This window comes from Micromonospora sp. RTBAU3-60 (assembly GCF_054963695.1).
Genome location: NZ_JBUEGB010000031.1, coordinates 1 through 19,774 on the forward strand (window position 1 = coordinate 1; position 19,774 = coordinate 19,774).

The 19,774-nt window shown below is 69.8% G+C and carries 13 protein-coding genes and 3 pseudogenes; 9 read left to right on the forward strand and 7 right to left on the reverse strand.

Annotation, left to right across the window (positions count from 1 at the left end):
- Positions 1 to 148: 148 nt before the first annotated feature.
- Positions 149 to 922: a maleylpyruvate isomerase N-terminal domain-containing protein gene (locus tag ACY34I_RS25510; RefSeq protein WP_462757549.1), complete on the reverse strand. Its 774-nt coding sequence runs from the start codon at positions 920 to 922 to the stop codon at positions 149 to 151.
- 391 nt (positions 923 to 1,313) lie between these two features.
- Between ACY34I_RS25510 and ACY34I_RS25515 the strand changes: the two genes are divergently transcribed.
- The 5 genes and pseudogenes from ACY34I_RS25515 to ACY34I_RS25535 all read left to right on the forward strand — a co-directional run.
- Positions 1,314 to 3,278 (forward strand): multicopper oxidase family protein, encoded by a 1,965-nt coding sequence (locus ACY34I_RS25515; RefSeq protein WP_462757550.1) that lies wholly within the window; start codon positions 1,314 to 1,316, stop codon positions 3,276 to 3,278.
- A 551-nt stretch (positions 3,279 to 3,829) separates the two neighbouring features.
- Entirely contained in the window at positions 3,830 to 4,246 is a 417-nt protein-coding gene (locus ACY34I_RS25520) for a hypothetical protein (RefSeq protein ID WP_462757551.1), read from the forward strand.
- 237 nt (positions 4,247 to 4,483) lie between these two features.
- Positions 4,484 to 6,394: a zinc ribbon domain-containing protein gene (locus tag ACY34I_RS25525; protein WP_462757552.1), complete on the forward strand. Its 1,911-nt coding sequence runs from the start codon at positions 4,484 to 4,486 to the stop codon at positions 6,392 to 6,394.
- Positions 6,346 to 6,663 (forward strand): alpha/beta hydrolase fold domain-containing protein, encoded by a 318-nt coding sequence (locus tag ACY34I_RS25530; protein WP_462757553.1) that lies wholly within the window; start codon positions 6,346 to 6,348, stop codon positions 6,661 to 6,663. Before ACY34I_RS25525 ends, ACY34I_RS25530 begins: the two co-directional genes overlap by 49 nt.
- Before the next feature lie 66 nt (positions 6,664 to 6,729).
- Positions 6,730 to 7,116 (forward strand): annotated as a pseudogene (locus ACY34I_RS25535) (MMPL family transporter); the annotation flags it as partial.
- A 130-nt stretch (positions 7,117 to 7,246) separates the two neighbouring features.
- Here the strand turns inward: ACY34I_RS25535 and ACY34I_RS25540 are convergent.
- Positions 7,247 to 9,688 (reverse strand): WD40/YVTN/BNR-like repeat-containing protein, encoded by a 2,442-nt coding sequence (locus ACY34I_RS25540; protein ID WP_462757554.1) that lies wholly within the window; start codon positions 9,686 to 9,688, stop codon positions 7,247 to 7,249.
- A 467-nt stretch (positions 9,689 to 10,155) separates the two neighbouring features.
- Between ACY34I_RS25540 and ACY34I_RS25545 the strand changes: the two genes are divergently transcribed.
- On the forward strand, positions 10,156 to 11,904 hold the full coding sequence (locus ACY34I_RS25545; protein WP_462757555.1) for a hypothetical protein: 1,749 nt from the start codon (positions 10,156 to 10,158) through the stop codon (positions 11,902 to 11,904).
- 115 nt (positions 11,905 to 12,019) lie between these two features.
- Here the strand turns inward: ACY34I_RS25545 and ACY34I_RS25550 are convergent, their stop codons facing one another.
- Entirely contained in the window at positions 12,020 to 12,412 is a 393-nt protein-coding gene (locus ACY34I_RS25550; RefSeq protein ID WP_462757556.1) for a hypothetical protein, read from the reverse strand.
- A 71-nt stretch (positions 12,413 to 12,483) separates the two neighbouring features.
- On the opposite strand from ACY34I_RS25550, the pseudogene ACY34I_RS25555 reads away from it, so the two are divergent.
- Positions 12,484 to 12,690: pseudogene (locus ACY34I_RS25555) on the forward strand (transposase family protein); the annotation flags it as partial.
- 22 nt (positions 12,691 to 12,712) lie between these two features.
- On the opposite strand, the gene ACY34I_RS25560 reads toward ACY34I_RS25555, so the two are convergent.
- From ACY34I_RS25560 to ACY34I_RS25570, 3 genes are all read right to left on the reverse strand, one after another.
- Positions 12,713 to 13,918 (reverse strand): DUF418 domain-containing protein, encoded by a 1,206-nt coding sequence (locus ACY34I_RS25560; protein ID WP_462757557.1) that lies wholly within the window; start codon positions 13,916 to 13,918, stop codon positions 12,713 to 12,715.
- 582 nt (positions 13,919 to 14,500) lie between these two features.
- Positions 14,501 to 14,965: an SRPBCC family protein gene (locus tag ACY34I_RS25565; RefSeq protein ID WP_462757558.1), complete on the reverse strand. Its 465-nt coding sequence runs from the start codon at positions 14,963 to 14,965 to the stop codon at positions 14,501 to 14,503.
- A 56-nt stretch (positions 14,966 to 15,021) separates the two neighbouring features.
- A complete protein-coding gene (locus ACY34I_RS25570) occupies positions 15,022 to 15,912 on the reverse strand; it encodes a tetratricopeptide repeat protein (protein ID WP_462757559.1) in 891 nt (296 codons plus the stop codon).
- Between the two features lie 84 nt (positions 15,913 to 15,996).
- Between ACY34I_RS25570 and ACY34I_RS25575 the strand changes: the two genes are divergently transcribed.
- Complete coding sequence (locus ACY34I_RS25575; protein ID WP_462757602.1) at positions 15,997 to 16,659, forward strand: hypothetical protein; 663 nt, start codon at positions 15,997 to 15,999, stop codon at positions 16,657 to 16,659.
- Positions 16,660 to 16,767: 108 nt separating this feature from the next.
- Here the strand turns inward: ACY34I_RS25575 and ACY34I_RS25580 are convergent.
- A pseudogene (locus ACY34I_RS25580) lies at positions 16,768 to 17,157 on the reverse strand (ATP-dependent DNA ligase); the annotation flags it as partial.
- Between the two features lie 1,138 nt (positions 17,158 to 18,295).
- On the opposite strand from ACY34I_RS25580, the gene ACY34I_RS25585 reads away from it, so the two are divergent.
- Entirely contained in the window at positions 18,296 to 19,222 is a 927-nt protein-coding gene (locus tag ACY34I_RS25585) for an NAD-dependent epimerase/dehydratase family protein (protein ID WP_462757560.1), read from the forward strand.
- Positions 19,223 to 19,774 lie beyond the last annotated feature (552 nt).

Below are 19,774 nucleotides of genomic sequence, written 5' to 3' on the forward strand. Positions count from 1 at the left end.
TCTGACCGGGAACGTTACCGGGTTGGCGGCTGCGCAAGGTGCACGGCCGGGTGATCCGCATCGGCCGCGAGGCCCTGCGCTAACCCCGGGCCCAGTGGCGCCCGCAGGAGCGCGCGCACAACCGACAGATGCGTCACAAGTGCACGTTTTACGCGTTCGGGTCCCAGTCTGCGAGCTGCTCCATCGGCTCGGTGTCGCCGGTGGTCTCCAGGCCGTCGAGCGAAACGCGATCGTAGAAGTAGAGGACCAGTTCGCTCGCTGCGCCTCGCATCGCCATGTCGCCCGGCTCCGCGTCGGCGGCGAGGTCGTCGCAGCGGACGCCGTCGGCGTTGAGGGTCAGGCGCCAGGAGCGGCCCTCGGTCGTGTGCAGGTCGATGGTCGCCGGCTTGAACGGCCAGGGGACGGTCGTCGCCGAGACGGTCGTCAGGAACTCGTCGACGCCCTCGACCGCGACGTCCGTCGGCAGCGGCTGTGCGGCCCCCTGGGTGAGCTGGGCGTCGTAGGTGTGGACGGCGATCTCCTGGATCTGGTGCCGGGCCACGGCTCCGCTGGTCTCCGGAGCCTGCGAGCGGCCCCACCAGGTCCAGCAGCCGCGGTCCGGGCCGGCCTCGCGCATCGCGTCGAGCATGAGCTCGGTCGACTCGGCGAGCCAGGCGTCCAGGGCTTCGCGGTCGCGGGGCGCGGTCGGGGCGCCCTTCGGGTCCGTCTTCGCCGGGGGCTCAGCGCCCGGGCCCGCCGCGATGATGGCGGCCTGGCGGCGGCGGCCGTCGCCGAGGTGCTGCGCCAGTTCGCGCAGCGTCCAGTCCGGGCAGGTCGGGACCTGGACGTCAAGGTCGGGGGCGGACGCGATCGCGGCGCGGAACGCGGCCGAGCGGTCTTCGATCAGCCGCAGGACCTCGGGGAACTCCAAGATGTTTTGCACGTCGGTTGTGTATCACTGCGCTCCGGCCGCCGGGTAGCGAATTTGTCGGACGAACGCGTCGACGGCCGGGCGGAGCGCCGGCGCCGAAGCCGTCCTGAAACTCCGCGCACTGCTCGCCAACGGCGACTTCGACCGCTACTGGACCTACCATCTGGGCCAAGAGCACCAGCGCAACCACCAGGCCGCTACCAACTCGCTGCTTGACCTACGAAGTCACTCCCAGCAATCCGCACCCCTGGCCGATGTCAGCGGCCTGAGTAGTGTGCGGCCCGGCGGCGCCAGCGCCAGAGGAGCGGAACGAGAGCTAGGCCGTTGCTCTACTCGCTGAGCGACGCCGCCGGTATGGTCCGGTGGCGGCGGGTAGATCATCGAGGTTGAGCAGGGGTGACCGGTGTTCCTCTGGGTGCATTACACCGACATGGTGATCGCGCTGCTGGCTGTGCCCATCGCCGTGGCAGCGGGCTGGGTCGTGATGTGCCTCCCGGCCTCGACCGGCTCCGGGCCTTCGCGGATCTGGCGCCTTCTGTTCGGGCTGCTGCTCGGCGGGGCTGCCCTGCGGGTGGTTGCGGCTCTGCTTCTGCTGCCGAACGGGTGGGACTTCGCGGGGCCGAGGTTGGTGTTCGTCGCCCCGGCGCTGGCGGTGATCGCGACGGTTTACGCGGTGTGGGTACGCCCGATGCTGGGGTCGCCCGGTGATAAGTGGCGGGTAGCCACGTGGCCCGGCGACTACTGGGCGGTGACGGTCGCGGTAGGTGCGGTGCTGGTGGCCAGCGCGGCGGAGTTGGCCGGCACGGGCGCCGCTGTGGTGACCGGTGTGGGTGTCCTCGGCGCTGCCGCGGTGGGTTGGGTGTGGCGGCGGACCCGGTGGAGTCGGCGGTCGGCCGGCCGGTGGTGGCGTACAGCGGCGAAAGGGACACTCGGCGTCGCGGTCGCCGCTGCGGTATTCGTGGGATGGTCCACCGTCAGCCAGTTACCGGCGCGCAGCAGCATGACTGGCGGCCCGGTCGACCTCGGCGGCGCCGGCATGACAGCCCACAGCCACCACGGTGGTGTCAGTGTGACCACGTTGACCGGCACCGACACCGCCGGCGTGCCGGCACGCCGGTTCACCTTGACCGCGCAGCCCGCCACGATCCGGCTGGACTCGGGCCAGCAGGTGCAGGCATGGACGTTCAACGGCATCACCCCGGGCCCGCAGCTGCGGGTCCGGCAGGGGGACCTGGTGGAGGTGACTCTGGTCAACCGGCTGCCCGGCGTGGGCGTGACCCTGCACTGGCACGGCGTGGATGTGCCCAACGCGATGGACGGCGTGGCCGGGGTGACTCAGGACGCGGTCGCGCCGGGCGGCCGTTTCGTGTACCGGTTCCGGGCCACGCAGGTCGGCACGTACTGGTACCACTCCCACGAGATGTCCTCCGTCCAGGTCCGTCGGGGCCTGTTCGGGGCGCTCGTGGTCCTGCCCGCCGACGCGCCCGAGCAGAGCGACGCTGTCGATGAGACGGTGCTGCGGCACACGTGGGTCGACGAGGACGGCGTCGCGACCCTCGGCGTAACCACCGGCGTGCAGCGGCGACTGGTGCCAGCCGGTCGGCAGGTACGGCTACGGCTGGTCAACACCGACGGAAACCCCGCCACCTTCACCCTGACCGGAGCCCCGCTGCGGGTCGTCGCGATCGACGGCACCGACGTGCACGAACCGAGCATTCTCAACGGGGTGCGGATCCTGGTCGGCGGTGGGGCCCGCTACGATCTGGCGTTCACCATGCCCGACCAGCCGGTGGTCCTCCGCGCGGACGGTCCGACGATCGTCTACAGCCCCGACGGGAACGCCGGCCCCGGCCGCGAAAGTCCACCGCCGGCGTTGCTGGACCCCGCCCGCTACGGCACCCCCGCCGCCACCCCGTTCGGGTCGGCCAGCCACGTCGACCGGCGCTTCACGCTCCGCGTCGACGAGCGGCTGGGCTTCTACGACGGCCGCCCGGCGGTGCGGTACACGTTCAACAACCGGTCGTTCCCGGATGTGCCGATGCTCATGGTCACCCCCGGCGACCTCGTCGAGGTCACCTACGTCAACCGCAGCGGCCAGCACCACCCCATGCACCTGCACGGCCACCACATGCTGGTGCTGAACCACAACGGCCAGGCCACCACCGGAAGCCCCTGGTGGGTCGACACCCTCGACGTCGGGCCAGGCGAGACCTACCAGGTGGCGTTCCGGGCGGACAACCCCGGAATCTGGATGGACCACTGCCACAACCTCGAACACGCGGCCAACGGCATGATCCTGCACCTGGGCTACACAGGCGTCATCACGCCCTTCCAGACCGGGCGCGGCACCGCCAACCACCCGGAATAGGCCTGCTGCGAGGCGCCGCCCGACACCCTCTACTACGGGCGGAGTAGGCGGCAGTAGTAGCGGCGTGCGGTGGTTGCCTACGGCAGGCGGACGATGCCGTGCGCCCGGGCCGCGACGATCGGTGGCAGGCCAGAACCGTTGCTGTCTGCACCCGCGCCAAACGCGGTCCTGCGCCCCGCGGCGGAGCACCGGCCGCTGCGCCGGGGCCCTCTACTGATCACGTCGCTGCTGGCCGTGACGGCCGGTGTCCTGATCTACCTCGCTCCGCTGGCCGCCGTGTGGCGCACCGCGTGGCCGTACGCGCTGCTGTTCGCCGCACTCGGCGCCGCACAGTTGGGTGCGGCTGCCCGCGTGCTGGCCCGCCCGACGTCGCGTCGGGTGGTGTTGGCTGCCGCAGCGGCGCTGGCCGCACTCGTCATGTGGCTGCTGACCCGCGGCACGCCGGTCCTGCCCGGTCCCTCGCCGTGGATACCGGCCGACTCGGTGATCGGGTTCGTCGACTACATCTGCGCGGGGTTACAGGTCATCGGCGTAGCGGGATTCGGCATCGTGTGGGCTCGGCGCGCGGTGGCCCCTCCCGCGGCTCCGAGGCGCGGGCCGCGCGCTGGCTGCGGCTGCGCCGAGTGGCGGGGGCGGTCGCTGTCGTGCCGGTGGCGCTGGTCGTGCTCCTGGCCACGTTCGTGGGGTTCAGCGGGGCCAGCGACGGGTTCGCGGGAGCCGGGTTCCCCGGCGGCACCGTGGCTCCACGGCACCTGCCCGCCGGGCAGCGCAGCACGGTGGAGTACTGCCGGATCGACGGAGTCCCGCTGGCCATGGATGTCTACACCCCGCCGGCCGGTGCCGCGACGCCGGGCCGGGGCGCCCCGGTGGCGATGTACATCCACGGTGGTGGCCTGGTACTCGGCGACCGGAAACTCTCCGGGCTGGGCGCGTCACTGTCCAACCACCAGGCTGACCAATTTGATTAGGAATCGTCAGTGATCATAGATTGGTCGGGTGGAACGTCTTCGGCTCTCAAATGGCCGAGAAGCGTTCGGTGTTCCTCCCATGGTGTTTCGTCTTTGGGTTGGCTCGGGGTGGATTCTGGTGGCGTGGGTCGGTCGTGAGCGCGGGTTTTCCTTGATGGCTGTCGAGACGGCGGGCCGGTGAGCCGAAGGCTGCCGCTCGCTACGGGCGAGGCCTCCCGGACCGCGTGTGCCCGCGCCATGTTGCGGACGGGGGTGGACGAGGAGACCGGTGAGGTCCTGTCCCAGGCGGTGCTTGCGCAACGCGTCGGCTGGTGCGCCGATCTGGTGGCGGGGATGGTCTGCGCGTTGTTGGCGGAGCGCTGGAACGCGGGCGATGTGGAGGTGCTCGCCTCCGGCGTGGACGCCGGCGGCCGGAAGCTTCCTTCGAACGCGTGGATGGCGCTGCGGCGTCTGGGCTGGACCGCCACCACGGCCGAGGGTGTGAAGGTCAACGACCGGATCGTGCGCATGGCGCAGGAGCAGGCCGGGCGAGCACTTCGCTCGGCGTCGTGGCGTGCTGACCTTACCGCCGGGGTGCTGGCGACGTGGCCGGCCGATCCGCGTAAGCGCACCGCGCAGGAGTGGGAGCAGGTGCGCCGGGCGGTTCCGGGCGGGGAGCATCTGTCGTCGGGTGTCATCAAGTCCCGCACGCGGCAGGCTGCCAGGTTCCTTGCCGTCAATGGGCGGCTGCCGGTGGATGTGTTCGAGTTGGAAGGCGTCCCGAGGGTGGCGCGGATGCTGCTGTTGGCCGCGTGTGACCGGCAGCAGGCGACCATTGAACGCAGCGACACCGACCCCAGGAGGGTGTTGCTGCGGTTGCAGCTGCCCGCCCGTCCGGATCCGCGGTCGTATCGGGATTGGACGTGGGTGGCCTGTCCGATCATCCTGCCGCCCACGGTCCCCGCGGGTGCGGTGGTGCACCTGCCCACCCTGCGCCTCACCGGCAGACAGGTGCGCGCCGACCTGGCATACAGCCACCCGGTGCCGAAGGCCCGGCGGACCGGTCACACGGTCGCGGTCGGGGTGGACTGGGGTCTGAACACCCTTCTCAGCGCGGGGGCGCTGCGACTGCATGGGGACGGGCGGATCACCGCGTTGGGGGCGGGTGGCCAGTTCCGAGCCGCCGGGATCCTCGCCAAACAGCACCGCCTGCGCCGGCACAGTGAGCGGCTGCACGCCAAAGCCGACCAGTACCTGCGGCTGATCGGCGGCCGCCCCGACGCGCACCTGAGCGCGAAACATGAGGTGCTGGGCGCCGAGATCCGCCACGTGTCCCAGCGCCGCTCCAACCTGAACGCCGCGCTCGCGTGGGCCGCCGCCCGCTGGGCCGTGGATCAAGCGATCGCCGCCCGAGCGACCGTCATCTACGTCGAAGACCTGCGGTCGTTGGAAGCCAAGGGCATGGGCGCCACCATGAACACCCGGCTGTCGCAGCAGGTGCGTGGGCAGATCGTCGACCGGATGCGGCACCTCGCCGCCGAGGCGGGTATCGCCGTTGTCACCGTCCCCGCTCGGAACACCTCGAAGCACTGCCCGCAGTGCTTGACCCCGCTTCGGCATCGCAAGGCCCCCGACAAGCCGACGGTGGCGGGCTGGAAGTGGGCTGTCTGTCCCCACCAGTCCTGCCGGTGGCAGGGCGACCGCGACCAGGGCGCCTGGCGGCGCATCGCCGCCCGCGGCCTGACCCATCAGGCCAAGACCGTCATCGACAAGACCAGCGGGCACATGGCCATCCGCGCCGTGGTCGACAAACTCGAAGCCGCAGCCGTCGTCAAGCCGACCACGAAGACCCGCCGGGGGGACCGGTCGAAGACTGGCCCCACCCGGCGCAAGCCACCACGCCCCGCGCCCAGGCGACGCAGGGCACCCTCCCCCACCCGGCCCCACAGCCGAGCGGGCAAGCGTCCGGAGGGACACGCACCAACGGCCCGGAGGCTGCCCCGCGCAGCCCACCGACACCAGGACGTGAACACGACCAGCACACCCACCCCCGGCCACCAGCCACGCGGAGCCGCCCTGGGCGCAGGATTCCACTTCCACGCCCACGCGACCCCACCACGGTGGGAAACGATCCCGGAAACCCAATCCGACTCAGGATCACTAAGCTGATCAGGGACGCTGCGCTGTTCACCCCGCTGCGGGAGCGGCTGAATGTCAATGGCTACCTCGTCGCCTCGATCGATTACCGGCTGACCCCCGCCGCCCCATGGCCCGCCCCACTCGAGGATGCCAAATGTGCGATGCGGTTCCTCCGGACGCACGCCGCCGACCTCGGCATCGACCCATTCCGCATCGGTGTGTGGGGTGCCAGTGGCGGTGGTTGGCTTTCGTCGATGCTGGGTCTGACCGGTCGGCGGGGGGTCCGGCCCGTACGCTGACCAGTCCAGCGCGGTTCAGGCTGTGGTGGACAAGTTCGGCCCCACCGGCCTCAACGACTTCGCCGACGCGCCGCGATGGGCGACACCCGGCTGGCGGTACGCGAGGGGCTCGCTGGCACCGCCCGGGTGATCACGGCCGCAGCGGCCATCATGATCGCGGTGTTCCTGTCCGTGATGCTCGGCGTCGACGTCGGGGTCAAGCAGTTCGGCCTCGGTCTGGCCGTCGCGGTGTTCGTGGACGCCACGATCGTGCGGCTGGTCCTGCTGCCGGCCACGATGGAACTGGTCGGCCGGTTCAACTGGTGGCTGCCGGGCTGGCTCGATCGGGCGTTGCCCAGGGTTCGCCTTGGGGAAGCCGGTCCGGCGACCGTCCCGGTGGCCGATTGCTCGGCTGCGGGTGACTCGGCGACCGGTGACGAGGCGGTGCGGCCGGCAGAGGCGGTGACGGTGTGACTGCGGGCGAATGATGGGCGGTCGCGAAGTGTCAGAGGAGTCTCGGCGGCGCCGAGACTCCTCTGAGACTTCTTGTGGTGGCGGCGGTCCGCCCTGGTCGTGGCGTGGGCGCCGGGTGGTCGCCCGGCTGTCAGTCGTTGCGGTCGAGCCGCAGCTTCAAGATGCCGCGCCCGTAGGTCGCCGCGTAGAGCGTGTTGGTCGACGCCTGGTATTCGAGGTCGTTGACCGGAACCCGGGGCAGACCCCGCCCGAGGCGGTACCACCGCACGTCCGGGTTCTGGCTCTTCGCCTTGGCCACGTTCGCGGTGAAGACGCCGAGGTCCGTGGCGACGAAGACCCGGTTGCGGTTGAGCGGGTCGACGACGACGTCCTGGGTGGGCGCCATCGGCAGGTTGCCGCTGATGTCGACCCAGTTGGCGCCGCCGTCGGTGGTCCGCAGGACGTGGGCGTCGTTGTCGGCGTTGCGCAGCCCGGAGTACGTCACGTACGCCACGTTCGCGTCCGTCGGGTCGACGGCCACCCGGGTGATCCAACGATCCGGCAGGTCAGGGTCGGTGAAGCGGGTCCAGGTCTGGCCGAGGTCCTTGCTGCCCCACAGCCAGCCATCGTCGGTGCCGGCGTAGATGACGTTCGGGTTCGACGGGGCGGCAGCCACCGTGGTGATCGCGCCGAACGGGTACGACGGGTCGGTGCCCGATTCGGGGTTGCTGAGGCTCGGGCTGATCGCCGACCATGTCCCTGCCTGCGCCCGGTTGGTCGACCGGTTGAGGATGTTGCCGCCGTAGTAGACGACCGCCGGGTCAGTCGGGTCCAGCTGGACGGCGGTCTGCCAGTTGCGGCGCTGCGAGACTGTCTGGTTGGTGAAACTTGAGCTGTTGTTTCCCGCGTTCACCGAGCGCGAGCAGTTGCCGAACTGCGAGCACGCGTAGACGAAGTTGTGGTTGCTCGGGTCGATCAGCGTGTAGAGGCCGTCGCCGCATCCGCCGTACGACCCCCAGTCTCCGGTGACGACGCCGGCGGAGTTCCACGAGCGGAGGCAGCCGTTGTCCTGGGCGCCACCGACGATCCGGCTGGGGTCCTGCTCGCTGACGTCGGTGGTGTAGAACTGGGTCCAGGGCTCGTTCAATGCCTCGGTCCAGGTGCCGTTGGCGCCGTTTCCGGCCGACCAGTAGAAGCCGCCGTCGTTGCCTTCGTAGGCTCGGTTCGGTGTTGTCGGGTCCCAGGCCATCGCGTGGTGGTCGGCGTGGAGGTTGCCGACGTTGGCCCAGGTGGACCCGCCGTTCTGGGAGAGCCGCAGGCTGACGCCGGCGATGAACAGCCGGTCGGGGTTGACCGGGTCGACCCAGGTCTTCGATGTCCATACGGTGTCGCCGCCCGGGTTGGCGTTCGTCATGGTTCGGAACGTCGCTCCGCCGTCGTCGGAACGGTAGAAGCCGCGGAAGCCGCGTTGCGTCTGTCCCCCGCCATTTGCGGTCTGGTTCCAGTTGCCGGTCGTGATGTAGACGCGGTTCGGGTCGCTTGGCGCGATCGTGACCGCCATCCGGGCCTGCGCTGTTGTCGTCTGGTTGTCAGTCGACGCGAGCCCGATCGTGTCGCCGGGGGTGAACGAGGTGATGCGGTCGTTCTCCAACCGGGTCCAGGTGGCGCCACCATTGGTGGTGAGGTAGATGCCGGTGCCCGGTCCGGTGTAGCAGCGGCAGAGCGCTTCGCGGTGGTGGTCCCACATCGGCACGAAGAGCTTGTCCGGGTTCCTCGGGTCCATGGCGATGTCGGTGGCGCCGGTGAAGTCGTTGAGGCCTTGCAGGGCTCGGGTCCAGGTCGCGCCGTAGTCCGTCGACTTGTACAGCCCGCGTACGCCGCCTGGCGCGAACAGCGAGCCGCCGGCCGCGGCGTACACGATGTTCGGGTTCTGCGGGTTGAAGCGGATGGCGCCGATGGTGCTGGACCCGTGCAGCCCGATGCGGGTCCAGGTGGCTCCGTGGTCGGTCGACCGGTAGAGCCCGTCGCCGCCGTAGCTCAGGCTGCCGCCGCCGGGGTTGACCTCGCCTGTTCCGACCCAGACGTCGCCGTTCGGTGCGACTGTCACCGCGCCGATCGATTGCGGGAAGTCGTCCGGCCATGCGTTGGTCATGCTGACGCCGGCGTCGTCGCTGCGCCAGACCCCGGCCGTGGACACGGCCACGTAGACGCGGCCGGGCTGCGTCGGGTCGGGTGCGATGTCGGTCACCCGCCCGCCGACGTTCGACGGTCCGACGGGGGACCAGTTCGGGTCGACGAGCCCGTGCAGCTCCGACGGGATTGCCGCGGCCTGCTGCGCGGCCAGTTCGAGGTCGCCGGGTGTGATGATGTCGCCCGGTACCTGCCGGGAGTCGAGATAGACGTCGCGCAGTTCCGACTCTTCCTCTTCCTCCGCGTCCTCGCAGTTGGTCCCGAAGTCCGGGTCGTCGGCGTCGCACGCGACAATGTTGTCGGGATCGTCCGACTCGGTTGCGGCTGCCAATGTGGACGGCGCGGCAGCGCCGAAGGCGGCTAGCACGACAGCCGCCGCGAGTAGCGCAATCCTTGGTCTCATCTCTCTCACCTCGTTCGCCCGTTGCGGGAAATGCACATCATCGGCCCGCGCGTGGTGCCCCACCAGAGGCTAGGCCCGATAGGACATCGACCGCACTAATCACGTGCCGGAACGGCCGGCTGATTGATCGATGCAGATGTAGGAGTGGATCGGCGCCGTCGAACTCAACGGCGACTGGATCCTCCGGCGCGCCGACGACGCCACCTGGGCGCTGCTCGGCCGCCGGGCCCAGGCGCTCCGCGCTGGCGCGCCACGGCGACCGTCACCGGGATCGCCGCCGGACCTCCCGCCGGCTGCCCCGCCGATCACGCACTGTCGGTGTACCGGACGCGCTGATCACCCTGGGTCACCGGCGGAATGTCACTTCCCGCACCAGGCTTCAGACGCGGTTCACGTGAGCGACTGACGCCGATCACCTCATAGGGTTCTCCAAAAGATCTACCAGAGTGGATCAACGGGAGGACCACGTGATCGACGGAAGTCAACGACGACGGATCCGACGCCTCGCGGCCCTGGGAGTCGGCGTACTCCTGGCCAGCCTGCTCACGCCCACCCACACCGCCCAGGCGCAACCGGATCCGGCGCCCGCGGCGGGCAAGCCGACCTTCAGCAAGCCCGCCGCCTTCGACGTCACCGCGCCGCTGCGCGACGTCGCCCGCACCGCCCCGCGCTCGGTGGCGCCCACGCCACCTCAGTTGCCGGAGGAACGCGGCCCGCGGCTGATCGACCGCGGCCACACCCCCGACGCGGCGGTGCAGGCCAAGAAGCCGGCCCGCACGATCGGCGGCACCACCGCGAACTTCGAAGGCCTCAGCAACCAGGACAACTTCAACGTGCTGGGCGGTCGGGTCAACCCGCCCGACCCGGTCGGCGACGTCGGCCCGAACCACTACGTCGAGATGGTCAACCTCGTCTTCGGCGTCTACTCCAAGACCGGCCGGCTGCTGCTCGGTCCCCTCGCGCTCGGGGATCTGTGGGCCGGCTTCCCGGTCGAGGAGTGCACCGAGCACTCCGGCGACCCGGTCGTGCTCTACGACCAGCGGGCCGACCGCTGGATCCTCACCCAGTTCACCACCCGCGGCTCCGACTACCCGAACGAGCCGGCCAACCTCTTCTACAACTGCATCGCCATCTCCACCACCGGCGACCCGACCGGCTCCTACTATCGGTACGCGTTCAACACCGGCTACAACTTCCCGGACTACCCGAAGTACGGGATCTGGGGCGACTCCTACCTGATCACGACGCGCGAGTTCGGCACCGTCGACCCGTCCGTCTACGGGATCGGGGTCTACGGCCTCGAACGGGACCGGATGATCGCCGGGGACCCGAACGCCCGGGCGGTGAGCTTCCTGCTCCAGGACGGCAAGGTTCCGTTGAACCTCATCGGCGACGGGCTGCTTCCCGCCGACGCTGACGGGCCGAAGGCGCCGCCGGCCGGTTCGCCCGCGCCGATCGTCGGCACCCAGGACGACGGCGCCGGCTACGGCGCGACGTTCGACGCCGTGAACGTCTGGGAGTTCAAGGTCACGTGGAACGCGGCCCCCGCCGCCTCGATCGGGCTCAAGACCCAGCTGCCGACCGCCGGGTTCGACTCGGTCTTCCCCTGCCAGCCGACCGCTCGTGACTGCCTGCCCCAACCTGGCATCACCAACCGGGACCAGTACCTCGACGTGCTCTCGTACCGGCAGCGGCCCACCTGGCGGCTCGCCTACCGGACGTTCGGCTCGTATGAGTCCATGGTCACCAACCAGTCTGTTGAGGCGTTGCCTGGGCAGGCCGGTGTCCGCTGGTGGGAGCTGCGCCGTGACAAGCGCGGCAACTACGCCATCCACCAGGAAGGCACCTTCGCTCCCAATGACACCGTCAACCGCTGGATGGGCAGCATCGCCCAGGACCGCAAGGGCAACATCGCCCTCGGTTACAGCGTGGTCAACGGGACCGATGTCTACCCCGGCATCCGCTACACCGGCCGGCTGGTCGGTGATCGGCGCGGCGAGCTCACCCTGGGCGAGGCCACCGTTGTCAACGGCACGGCCGCGCAGACCAGCCTCAACTCGCGTTGGGGCGACTACAGCTCGATGAACGTCGACCCGGTCGACGACTGCACCTTCTGGTACGTCAACGAGTACTACACCCAGGCCGGGGCGGCTCAGGCGCCCAACGGCAACGGCTGGCAGACCCGCATCGCCAGCTTCCGCCTGCCCGGCTGCTGACCCGGGTTCATCGGGCGGGCGGCCAGCCGGCCGCCCGTCCGATGTTCACGGAACGCTGCCGGGCGGCACGAGACCGTGACAGCGCGGCCCTGGCCTCCGGGACGCGTAAGGCCCTTCAGGGTCCGGTCGTCTGGTATCTGTGGAGCGCAGCTTCGGCGAGCTGGGTGAGGTACTTGTCGCCGCCGGGTTTGTTGCCCTCCTCCTGCACGACCACCAAAGTGGTGCCGATCCGGACGAGTATGCTGTCCCATTCCAGCGCGCCAGAACCGGACGTCGTTCTGCAGCTGACGTGAACACTGTCATCGCCCAGCCGCGGCCCTGGTGCCACTGCAAGGCGGTAGCTGCCGCCGCCCTGGCCGGACGACGCGACGGTGGGGCACCGGCCGATGAACGTCCGCAGGTCCGTCATCGCTCGTCGGGCACCGTCATCGGCGTAGGTCCTGAGGACTTCGTTTCCCACCCAGAGGTCATCGGGACCCGCGTCGTAGCTGAGGGTGGCTGCGGCCATCGCAGACGGAGTCCCGGTCAGCCGCCTGGATTGGTGAGTTGTCCGTACGTCTGGGTGGAGTGTCGGATCAGGTGGAACGGGAGGCGTCGGGCCTGTTGCGGGCGTTGGCGCGGGTGCCGGACCCGCGAGACCCACGGGGACGGATCCATCCGCTACCGGGCCTGCTGGCGATCGCGGCCGCGGCGGTGGCTGCCGGGCAGAGCACGGTCACCGAGGTCGCCGAGTGGGCTGCGGACCTGCCCGATACGGTGCTGGCCCGGTTGGGTGCGGCCCGGCGGAAATCCGCCCCACCGGGACCCGTCATGCCTGGTCCGTGGCCCGCAGCCGTGGCCACCGCTGCTCGGTCCAGGCCCGCAACAGCCACTCCAACGGTCCGTACCGGAACCGGGCCATCCACGCCGCGCTGGCAGCGAGCTGCACACAGTAGATCGCGACCGCGATGAGTACGACGACCGGGGGTGCGACGGCACCGGCGAGGCCCAGCCCGACGCCGGTGAAGACCAGCACGCAGAGCAGCGACTGACCCAGGTAGTTCGACAGGGACATTCGTCCGGCCGGCGCGAGTACGGCGACGACCCGCCGCCCTCGGTCGGTTTGGAAGAACTGGAGCAGGGTGGCGGCGTACGCGGCCGCGAGCAGCGGCGCGGTGAGCACGCCCGCCGCCAGCCCGGTCAGGTTGGCGGTGCCCCCGCCCGACGCGAAGATCACCGCACCGGCCAGGCCGACCGGATAGCCCAGCTGCTGCACCCGGCGCAGGAGCTGCCGGTTCCCGACGACGTCGGTGAGTAGCCGGCGCCGCCCGGCCGCGTAACCGAAGAGGAAGGCCGAGAGGGCAAGCGGCCCCTGCACGAGGAGCGTGCCGAACATCGCCGGCAGCTGGCGTACGTGCTCCGTGATCACCGAGCCGATCCCGCCCTGTAGTGCCTCGGTGGACCGCTGCCCCGCCGCGAGTGCCGTCGCCGGATCGGTGACCAGCTGGGCCCCGCCCGCGGCGGCGAGCGCGAGGATGAAGCCGATCGCGCCGGTCAGCAGTACCGCGGCGCGCAGCGCGGTCCGGACGCCGACTCCCCGCATGGCGAGCAGGACCAGACCGAGCAATGCGTACGTGGTCAGGATGTCGCCCTGGAACAACAGCACCGCGTGCAGGATGCCGAACACGAAGAGCCCGGCCAGCCGTCGCCGGAACCGTGGGGCGAGGTCGACGCCGCGCCGCGCGGCGGAATCGAGCTGGAGCGTGAAACTGTAGCCGAACAGAACGGAGAAGAGCAGGTACGCCTTCATCGCGAGGAGCAGCTCGACCAGCCACCGGACCGCCTGATCGCCCCACGAGTCGTGCGCGGGATCCGAAACCAGATGGAAGGAATAGCCGGAGGCGAAGAAGGCGATGTTGACGACCAGGATGAGGAGCAGCGCCACGGCGCGCAACGCGTCGACGTCGACGATCCGGGAGAGCATCCCGGACGACGCTCGATTCCCGACGGGCGGGTCTTCGATGGAGAAATTCACGCGACTACCTCCAGAACGAGCAGGAATCCGTGTTCGATGACTTTCCTGCGACGCTATGAAGCGGTCTGCCCAGATGACAGCCGGTCAGCGTGAAGATTGCCGGTGGAGCAGGCCCTACCCCAGCGGTGGGACAGGCCCTACCCCAGCGGTGGGACAGGCCCTACCCCAGCGGTGGGACAGGCCCTACCCCAGGGCTCTCGCAAGGTAGGGGACGGTGGATTGCTCCTCTGTCAAGCGGCGACTGGTTGGCGGGTGACGAGGTCGGCCCGTAGGGCTTGGTCGTCCGCCGGTCAGCCACCCTGCGTCCCAAACGGGTCTTCCCCCTCGCCGAGGAGCAGCGGCACGTCGTAGACCGACATGTCAGTCCGGGCGCCTGGCGGTGCGCGGTATCCGTTACCTGCTGTATTCGCCAGCCCAACATGAGGGGCTCCGGCATGCTCTCCTGAAGCCGGCGGCTGCTCATGACGCCTGGCTATCGGGCCGCTCGGTCAGCGGCAAGTCCGGATGCTTCGTAGCCAAGCTGTCGTGACGGTCCGTGGCGCCGGATCGCGATATGAGCACGCATCCCGCGATCCTCACGCGCTACGGTTCGCCGGCTTCCGCCAGGTACTTGATGTGGGCTGCCCGCTGCTTCAACAGTCGGCGTAGGTACGGCGCGATCAGCGCCCGAGCCACAACCGCGCCCAGCAGCCCCAAGGGTGCGACGATGATCATTCGGTCGGTCATCTGCGTTCCTCCGCCGTTGAGGTCCTGGAACTGGTGCTCGTGGCGCAGAACGCGGAAGGGACCCTGCGTCTGCTCGTCGACGAAGCGGTATGGACGTTCATAGACGGTGATTCGGGTGGTCATGCGCCATCGCAGACCGAAACGGCGGGCGCGGAAGGTGACCTCGTCGCCGAGCGCGAGTTGGCTTCGACCGGTGCTGGTTGCGGCTGTCTCCTGGCTGGCGTGCAGGGATGCGGTGTGAACGTCCACATCAAGTTCCAGGTCGAAAACCACGCTCGGGGAGGCACCGATGACGGACACAATCTCGATCAGCGCCCACACGTCCGGAGCCTAGCGTCGGGCACCGCCGCCACGTATTCAGCAGGCCCCGCCGCACGTCATCGGCATCCGGGGAGGTATCGGACCACCCTGGTGCTGCCCTTGCAATCGGCTGGGCAGTCCTCGTGGAAGTTCGCGGACTGCTGGGCACCGGAGAGGAGATATGACAGCCCTACCAGGTTGTCGTCGTCCTTAAGCAGCCGTGCCTCGGCCTCGATTTCCTCGAAGCGCCGCTGCTCGGTCAGCAGCCAACCGAGCCGACGGTAGGAACCATTGTGGCCCGGCTCGGTGAGAATATCCCGGACGAGCTGAGCCGCTTCCTCCAGGCGGCCCTGTGCCGCCAGCAGCCGCACGCGAACGTGCCCCTCGCCGGCGTCAACGGCATCCCGGTAGGCGGCTACCGCCTCGTCGGCGCGGCCGAGCTTCTCCAACATGACACCCAGAGGCCATCGAGAAACACCCTCCGCGCCGATCGCTGACCGATAGGCGCGGACCGCTTCGTCCAGCTGGCCCGACCGGGCGTACACCTTGGCCAGCCGGACCCCCGCCGCCGCGTCACCAGCCGCGATCGCCGTCCAGTACTCGGCGATCGCCTCATCCACCCGGCCCGTCCTGGCGAGCAACGCGGCGAGACGGGCCCGGGCTCGTGGCTCACCCACCTCCACCGCCGCCCGCCACCCGGCGATAGCCTCGTCGGTGCGGCCAGCATCCGCCAGCATTTCCGCGAAGCCACCGTACGCCCGAGGCAAACCGGCCTCGATGGCGGCCCGCCAGAGCGCCTCCGCCTCCTCGACGCGGCCGTTCTCCACCAGCAGGTCGGACAGGAGGTCCACATCCAGCCAGTCCCCGCCGCGGGTCCGGGCCTCGAGAATCGTGATCGCCTCGTCCACCCGCCCCTGCTCGACCAGCCACTCGACGCGATCGTCCGGATCAAGCGGCTCATCAATCATGCCGGCACGATACGACCCGCTTGCACTACGACAAAACCCGATTTCGCACCGTTGCGTTTCGCGTCGGCAGGGTGCGCCAAGCTATTGACGCTCGCGGCCGCCGCGAGTGCGCTACACCTACTCGCTGCCCGGCTGGAGCGGCTGCTCGCCGGCGCGCCGGCGCAGCTGACCCTGACGCCGCAGACGGCGGACGTGCGGCAGGTGGCGGACTGGTTGGTGAACTGGACCGTCGCGGCGGACATCGAGGGCGTGGTGAGCAAGCGCTTGGGCGGTCGGTACGAGCCGGGCCGGCGCGGCTGGTCGAAGTTCCGGACCCGGATCGTCACGGAGGCCATCCTCGGCGGGGTGACCGGCAGCATCAGCCGCCCGGAGACTGTGTTGTTGGGCCGGTTCGACCGGCGGGGGCGGCTGCGGTACACCGGCCGTTCCCACCCGCTGACCACCGGCCAGGCCGTGGATCTGGCGGCGCTGCTCTCAGCGCCGCGGCTACCACGCCGCGGGATGGTGGCCCACCCATGGCCGCAGCCCCTGCCTGCATCTTGGTTGGGCCAGTTGGACCGGCCTGAGCCGCTGCCGTACGTGCAGGTAGAGCCGACGGTCGTGGCGGAGATCGGCGCCGACGTGGCGTTCGAACACGGGCGGTGGCGCCACCGGGTGCGCTACGTGCGGCACCGGCCGGACCTGTCGGTGTACGACGTGCCGCTGCTGCTCGGCGAGGAGGAGGGCTACTTCGGCGACCTGGGGTGAGTGTCCGTGGGTCTGCTGATGAGCAGCGTGTGCTGCCGGATCCGCTGCAGCACGCCTCAAATAGTCGCCTGAGCCCGAGCCGTTTGCATCCGCTTCTGCCGACGAGTGGATGCTGGGCCGCCGCTCCGACAACGGCAAGTCCAGGATCACCTGCCCCCCGACGTCCACGAGCAGATCGAACAGCACGTAATGGGCAGGGCACTCGCGCGCCACACGCGGCAGGTCACGGCCGGCGGTGACGCGACGCTGCAGCTGCGCAAAGTTCGTTCGGCCGCGCTCGAAGACGATCAGCTCACCGTCGAACACGACGCCTGCTGGAATGGATGCGCGGATCGCGCGGGTGATGTCCGGGAAGTAGGTGGTCAAGTTCCGGCCGGCCCGCGACTGCAGGTACACCCCGTCGGTCCCGCGGAAGGCGATCGCCCGCCACCCGTCCCACTTCGGCTCATGGATCAGGTCCGGACCCTCTGGCACGGCGTCGACTGGTGCCGCGAGCATCGGCGCAACCGGTCGGCGCAGCACCGGGTTCGCCGCCGGATCGGCCTGCGGGCGGGCGGGAGTCACCGCCAGCCCCGCCCGTGAACACGTCTCATCGCCCGCCCCCACGTCATCGTGGGCCGCAGGCCGCCGCTCTCGGGTGAAGATCCGTGACAACGAATCCACCAGGCCACGTGCGGCAGCAACCAGGTGTGTTCAGCGGTGGCGACCAGGCAGCTTGGTCCCGCCCTGCGGCAGCGCGTCCGGCCATCTGCATCCGATGCTCTCCCATCTGCACCTGGTGGAACCCGAGTCGGCAAGCATGCACTCGCCCGGGGCGAAGGGGCGGAAATTCGGTCTTGATCAGTGTCTTGTCCACAGGCACGCTGCACTGGTGGCGATCGACACCACCGGCACGTTCTGGCGCGGCGACGACTTCAGCGACCTTGCCGACTACCTCCGCGAGTGCCAGCCCGGTGGCTACCCCGTGGCTCGGGTCAAGGAGGTGAGCTGCCACCGGTGCGGCCTTCACGGTCCATGTCGACGACGAGAGCGGATGCGCGCAGACCCGGTGCGTGACCTGCGGCGACCGTGCCTTGGTCGCGGACAGCGCCGACTACTGGCAGGACGCCGACCCCGAGGAGCGCGCGTGCCCGTGCGGCGGCGAAGCCTTCCAGGTTGCCGTCGGGTTCGCTCTGCGCGCCGACGGTGAGGTCCGGTGGGTCAGCGCTGGACTGCACACTGTATCCGGGATGGCGTTCTTGGTGTCTACGTCGACTGGAAGATCGACTACTCCCCTACGGGTCACCTTCTGATCGGTGGGGCATGATTGCCGCGCTGCGCCTGAGTCCTTGAGGCCAGTAGGAGCTGCCAGCCGATGAACTGGCGCTGACAACGGGTAAGCCGGGTCCGTCGTCGCCGATTACGTACGGTCGGGGAATGGACGTGCTGCTGCGCGGCGGGCCGGGTGACGGCCAGGTGGTGCCCGGCGGCGGGGAGACCGTGGTGTGGGGCCTGCCTGTACGAGATCACGTCCGAGCGCGGTTGCCCGTCACGAGCCAGGGACGACGCCGGCTGTGCGAGACAACACACCGACAGGTCATCACACACCCAACCGGTACCCCGTCTACCGGGGTGAGACCTGCAGAGAGGAACCGCCATGAGAGTCCTGCTCGCCGGTGCCTCGGGCGCCGTCGGTACGCCCCTCACCCGCCAAGTCATCGCCGCCGGCCACCAGGTCATCGGCATCAGCCGCAGCCAGACCAACGCCGAGCGGCTGCGCAACGCTGGAGCCGAGGCCGTGGTGGCCGACGTGATGGACCGAGAGAACCTGCTCGCCGCCGTGCAGGGCGTGCGGGCCGACGCGGTCATCCACGAGTTGACCGCGTTGGGCACCACGAGCATGCGGGACGCGCTTCAGGGCACGAACAGCCTGCGTACCACCGGAACCGCCAACCTCCTCGTGGCCGCCCGGGCGGTCGGCGCCCACCGATTCCTCACCCAGTCGATCGTGCTCGGGTACGGCTACCGCGACCACGGCCCGCACGTGATCACCGAGAAGGACCCGTTCGCCGAACCCGTGAGCGGCAAGCTCGGAGAGGCCGTCGCGGCCATCCGCTCCACCGAGGAGCAGGTGTTCTCGGCCGACGAGATGGAGGGCATCGCGCTGCGCTACGGGTTCTTCTACGGACAGGACAGCATGACCAACATGATCGTCAACCTGGTGCGCAAGCGCCGGTTGCCGGTGCCCTCGTCCGCTGGCTTCGCCAACTTCATCTACCTGGAGGACGCCGCCGCGGCGACCGTGGCCGCGCTGGAGAAGGGACGCGCCGGACAGGCGTACAACATCGTCGACGACGAGCCGGTGCGCTGGGGGGATTACCTGGACACGCTCGCGGCCGAGTTCGGGGCGCGCTCGCCGTGGCGGGTCCCGAGCTGGATGCTGCGGCCCATCCCGTACGCCCACGCGATGATGACCACCTCGATGCGCGTCTCCAACGCCAAGGCCAAGCGCGAGCTGGGCTGGGCTCCGGCGGTGCCGACCTACCGCGAGGGCATCCCGCTGGTCGCGAAGGCGAGCCGCTGAGATGGGGTAATGGTTTGTGTCCGAGGGGGACCTGAACCCCCGCGAGCCCTCGCCGCAGCCGTACGCAACGTCAGCGCCGGGCCGCCGGCACACCGCCCTGGCTCACCGTTTGACCGTGTAACGAACAGGCCCCGGCCCACTCCACCCTTCGCCGCAGTGGAAGCGCGTGGCCCGCCGCGACGTGTGGCTCCCCGGCAGCTTGGGAAAAAGCGTTGATCTACACATGGCGTGACCGGCTGGCCTAGACCTGCGCATCACTTCGTCACCCAGCTGGCACAGCCGATCTGCGCACTACGAATCCGGGCTTCGTTTCTGGCTGGCGTAACCGGGGTTTACCCCGCAGACGGAAGTCGGGACTTCAGCGGTCGCGCTGCAGCCGGCCCGTCTCCCTGCCCTCGGCGTCCAGCAGCACCAGCACTTCGCCGTCGAGCCCAGCTCGCGAAACCCTTTAGAGCCAGTCTCCCACCGGAACGTTGTCACAGCCGATCTGCGTGCCGGGCTCGCTGGTGGCGAGCAGAGTGCCCGTCGGTCCGGCGATCCATTTCCGCGTTG